The sequence below is a fragment of the Micromonospora cabrerizensis genome (assembly GCF_022230955.1).
GTDB lineage: Bacteria > Actinomycetota > Actinomycetes > Mycobacteriales > Micromonosporaceae > Micromonospora > Micromonospora cabrerizensis.
This window is the reverse complement of the sequence record NZ_JAKKFI010000021.1, coordinates 1-5,370: the sequence shown is the minus strand read 5'-3', so window position 1 is coordinate 5,370 and position 5,370 is coordinate 1. Positions and strand designations below refer to the sequence as shown.

The window sequence follows — 5,370 nt, the reverse complement described above, 5'->3', positions numbered from 1 at the left end:
AAGCCGCCCGGATACCGCGGTTTCAGTGATTCCGTGTCGATCACCGGGGCCGTTGTGGGGAAACGCAGAAAGGGCCACCCGATGGGTGACCCTTTCTGGAAAGATTGTCCGGCGGCGTCCTACTCTCCCACACCCTCACGAGTGCAGTACCATCGGCGCTGGAGGGCTTAGCTTCCGGGTTCGGAATGTAACCGGGCGTTTCCCCTCCGCCATGACCGCCGTAACTCTATCGACATGTCAAACAACACCAACACACAATCGTGTGGTCTGTTGTTCGTTTATCGAGAGTTGCACAGTGGACGCGTAGCAGCTTAGTAGTCAAGTCCTCGGCCTATTAGTACCGGTCAACTGAACCCGTTACCGGGCTTACATTTCCGGCCTATCAACCCAGTCGTCTAGCTGGGGGCCTTACCCCACCAAGGTGGGTGGGATACCTCATCTTGAAGCAGGCTTCCCGCTTAGATGCTTTCAGCGGTTATCCCTTCCGAACGTAGCTAACCAGCCGTGCCCTTGGCAGGACAACTGGCACACCAGAGGTTCGTCCGTCCCGGTCCTCTCGTACTAGGGACAGCCCTTCTCAAGTATCCTACGCGCACGGCGGATAGGGACCGAACTGTCTCACGACGTTCTAAACCCAGCTCGCGTACCGCTTTAATGGGCGAACAGCCCAACCCTTGGGACCTGCTACAGCCCCAGGATGCGACGAGCCGACATCGAGGTGCCAAACCATCCCGTCGATATGGACTCTTGGGGAAGATCAGCCTGTTATCCCCGGGGTACCTTTTATCCGTTGAGCGACACCGCTTCCACTCGCAAGTGCCGGATCACTAGTCCCGACTTTCGTCCCTGCTCGACCTGTCAGTCTCACAGTCAAGCTCCCTTGTGTACTTGCACTCAACACCTGATTGCCAACCAGGCTGAGGGAACCTTTGGGCGCCTCCGTTACCTTTTAGGAGGCAACCGCCCCAGTTAAACTACCCACCAGACACTGTCCCTGAACCGGATAACGGTCCGAAGTTAGATACCCAAATCAACCAGAGTGGTATTTCAAGATTGCCTCCACCCATACTGGCGTATGGACTTCACCGGCTCCCACCTATCCTACACAAGCTAATTCGAGTACCAATGTCAAGCTATAGTAAAGGTCCCGGGGTCTTTCCGTCCTGCCGCGCGTAACGAGCATCTTTACTCGTACTGCAATTTCGCCGGGCCTGTGGTTGAGACAGTGGGGAAGTCGTTACGCCATTCGTGCAGGTCGGAACTTACCCGACAAGGAATTTCGCTACCTTAGGATGGTTATAGTTACCACCGCCGTTTACTGGCGCTTAAGTTCTCCGCTTCGCCCCGAAGAGCTAACAGGTCCCCTTAACGTTCCAGCACCGGGCAGGCGTCAGTCCATATACATCGAATTACTTCTTCGCATGGACCTGTGTTTTTAGTAAACAGTCGCTTCCCCCTGCTCTCTGCGGCCATACAACGCTCCACCCGCGCGGGGCTTCACGTCTCCGGCCCCCCTTCTCCCTAAGTTACGGGGGCAATTTGCCGAGTTCCTTAACCACAGTTCGCCCGATCGCCTCGGTATTCTCTACCTGACCACCTGTGTCGGTTTGGGGTACGGGCCGCTAAGAACTCGCTAGAGGCTTTTCTCGGCAGCATAGGATCACTGACTTCACCTGAATCGGCTCGGCATCACGTCTCAGCCTATATGTGTTGCGGATTTGCCTACAACACGGCCTACACGCTTACCCCGGCACAACCACCGGCCGGGCTCAGCTACCTTCCTGCGTCACCCCATCGCTTGACTACTACCCATCAGGTTCCCAGCTTCCCCAACATCCGTCCGAAGACATCAGTCAGTTCAGGTGGTTAGCACAACGAGGTTCATCAGGGACGCTCTTTCGCGGGTACGGGAATATCAACCCGTTGTCCATCGACTACGCCTCTCGGCCTCGCCTTAGGTCCCGACTCACCCAGGGCGGATTAGCCTGGCCCTGGAACCCTTGGTCATCCGGCGGAAGGGTTTCTCACCCTTCTTTCGCTACTCATGCCTGCATTCTCACTCGTGCCGCGTCCACAACTGGGTCACCCCGCTGCTTCACTCGCGGCACGACGCTCCCCTACCCATCCACACACCTGCACAAGGAATCAAGTCCAAGCGAGGTTAAAATGTGAATGCCACAGCTTCGGCGGTGTGCTTGAGCCCCGCTACATTGTCGGCGCGGAACCACTTGACCAGTGAGCTATTACGCACTCTTTAAAGGGTGGCTGCTTCTAAGCCAACCTCCTGGTTGTCTATGCGACCCCACATCCTTTTCCACTTAGCACACGCTTAGGGGCCTTAGCTGGTGATCTGGGCTGTTTCCCTCTCGACTACGAAGCTTATCCCCCGCAGTCTCACTGCCGCGCTCTCACTTACCGGCATTCGGAGTTTGGCTGATTTCGGTAAGCTTGTGGGCCCCCTAGACCATCCAGTGCTCTACCTCCGGCAAGAAACACGCGACGCTGCACCTAAATGCATTTCGGGGAGAACCAGCTATCACGGAGTTTGATTGGCCTTTCACCCCTAACCACAGGTCATCCCCCAATTTTTCAACATTGGTGGGTTCGGCCCTCCACGCGGTCTTACCCGCGCTTCAGCCTGCCCATGGCTAGATCACTCCGCTTCGGGTCTAGGACACGCGACTGAATCGCCCTATTCAGACTCGCTTTCGCTACGGCTCCCCCACACGGGTTAACCTCGCCACATGCCACTAACTCGCAGGCTCATTCTTCAAAAGGCACGCCGTCACCCCGCAAGGCTCCGACGGATTGTAGGCGAACGGTTTCAGGTACTATTTCACTCCCCTCCCGGGGTACTTTTCACCATTCCCTCACGGTACTTGTCCGCTATCGGTCACCAGGAAGTATTTAGGCTTACCAGGTGGTCCTGGCAGATTCACGGCAGATTTCAGGGGTCCGCCGCTACTCGGGAACACCCACAGAAGGTCAGCAACTTTCACCTACCGGACTTTCACCGTCTACGGTCAGCCATTCCAGACTGTTCGACTAGCCACTGACTTTGTAACTTCTCGAATGCATGTCAGTACATTCAGCAGGGTCCCACAACCCCGACCACGCAACCCCTGACAGGTATCACACGCAGCCGGTTTAGCCTCGATCCGCTTTCGCTCGCCACTACTCACGGAATCACTAAATTGTTTTCTCTTCCTACGGGTACTGAGATGTTTCACTTCCCCGCGTTCCCTCCACACACCCTATGTGTTCAGGTGTGGGTGACACCACATGACTGGTGCCAGGTTTCCCCATTCGGACACCCTGGGATCACAGCTTGGTTGACAGCTCCCCCAGGCCTATCGCGGCCTCCCACGTCCTTCATCGGCTCCTGGTGCCAAGGCATTCACCGTTCGCCCTTGACAACTTGACCACAAAGATGCTCGCGTCCACTGTGCAATTCTCAACAAACGACCAACCCACAACCCGATCCGCCCCACACCAAACCCAGTCCAAAGACCAGCGGTATGTGAGGCCAGGCCATGCCTGGCAGACTTCCAGCCCCACCAAAAGGGGGGCTGGCCAAGTCTCTGAAACAACAACACGAAGGTTGTTCCTTCAGGACCCAACAGGGTGCCTACATTCTCCCCCAGCCGCACCAACAGCATCCGTTCCCACCACCGAAGTAGCTGTACTAGGCGCCGCCGGCCGTTGCCAGGGCAAAACTTGCCAGTGTCTCCGCCATCTGAGCACCCCGACCCAACATTCGCAGGTCGCGGGCTCCTTGCACCCTTTCGGGTGAAGGTGCTCCTTAGAAAGGAGGTGATCCAGCCGCACCTTCCGGTACGGCTACCTTGTTACGACTTCGTCCCAATCGCCAGCCCCACCTTCGACGGCTCCCTCCCACAAGGGGTTGGGCCACCGGCTTCGGGTGTTGCCGACTTTCGTGACGTGACGGGCGGTGTGTACAAGGCCCGGGAACGTATTCACCGCAGCGTTGCTGATCTGCGATTACTAGCGACTCCGACTTCACGGGGTCGAGTTGCAGACCCCGATCCGAACTGAGACCGGCTTTTTGGGATTCGCTCCACCTCGCGGTATCGCAGCCCATTGTACCGGCCATTGTAGCATGCGTGAAGCCCTGGACATAAGGGGCATGATGACTTGACGTCATCCCCACCTTCCTCCGAGTTGACCCCGGCAGTCTTCGATGAGTCCCCGCCATAACGCGCTGGCAACATCGAACGAGGGTTGCGCTCGTTGCGGGACTTAACCCAACATCTCACGACACGAGCTGACGACAGCCATGCACCACCTGTGACCGCCCCCGAAGGACCTCACATCTCTGTGAGTTTTGCGGCCATGTCAAACCCAGGTAAGGTTCTTCGCGTTGCATCGAATTAATCCGCATGCTCCGCCGCTTGTGCGGGCCCCCGTCAATTCCTTTGAGTTTTAGCCTTGCGGCCGTACTCCCCAGGCGGGGCGCTTAATGCGTTAGCTGCGGCACAGGAAACCGGAGAGGTCCCCCACACCTAGCGCCCAACGTTTACAGCGTGGACTACCAGGGTATCTAATCCTGTTCGCTCCCCACGCTTTCGCTCCTCAGCGTCAGTATCGGCCCAGAGACCCGCCTTCGCCACCGGTGTTCCTCCTGATATCTGCGCATTTCACCGCTACACCAGGAATTCCAGTCTCCCCTACCGAACTCTAGCCTGCCCGTATCGACCGCAGGCTTGGGGTTGAGCCCCAAGTTTTCACGGTCGACGCGACAAGCCGCCTACGAGCTCTTTACGCCCAATAAATCCGGACAACGCTCGCACCCTACGTCTTACCGCGGCTGCTGGCACGTAGTTGGCCGGTGCTTCTTCTGCAGGTACCGTCACTCTCGCTTCGTCCCTGCTGAAAGAGGTTTACAACCCGAAGGCCGTCATCCCTCACGCGGCGTCGCTGCATCAGGCTTCCGCCCATTGTGCAATATTCCCCACTGCTGCCTCCCGTAGGAGTCTGGGCCGTGTCTCAGTCCCAGTGTGGCCGGTCGCCCTCTCAGGCCGGCTACCCGTCGTCGCCTTGGTAGGCCATCACCCCACCAACAAGCTGATAGGCCGCGAGCCCATCCCAAGCCGAAAAACTTTCCACCCCCAGCCATGCGGCCGGAAGTCCTATTCGGTATTAGCCCCCGTTTCCGAGGGTTATCCCAAAGCTTGGGGCAGGTTGCTCACGTGTTACTCACCCGTTCGCCGCTCGAGTACCCCGAAGGGCCTTTCCGCTCGACTTGCATGTGTTAAGCACGCCGCCAGCGTTCGTCCTGAGCCAGGATCAAACTCTCCAACAAAAAATTAGTTGAACAGCATCCTGACAACAAACAAATGTTGCCAAAGG

The 5,370-nt window shown here is 57.4% G+C and carries 3 rRNA genes; all 3 read right to left on the bottom strand.

Annotation, left to right across the window (positions count from 1 at the left end):
* Positions 1-106 precede the first annotated feature (106 nt).
* The 3 genes from rrf to LADH09A_RS02635 all read right to left on the bottom strand — a co-directional run bounded on the left by rrf (position 107) and on the right by LADH09A_RS02635 (position 5,323).
* Positions 107-223 (bottom strand): 5S ribosomal RNA (gene rrf / locus LADH09A_RS02645).
* Between the two features lie 91 nt (positions 224-314).
* Positions 315-3,424, bottom strand: a 23S ribosomal RNA gene (locus LADH09A_RS02640).
* Between the two features lie 382 nt (positions 3,425-3,806).
* Positions 3,807-5,323: ribosomal RNA gene (locus tag LADH09A_RS02635) — 16S ribosomal RNA — on the bottom strand.
* The 16S, 23S and 5S rRNA genes sit together here, the layout of an rRNA operon.
* Positions 5,324-5,370: the final 47 nt, after the last annotated feature.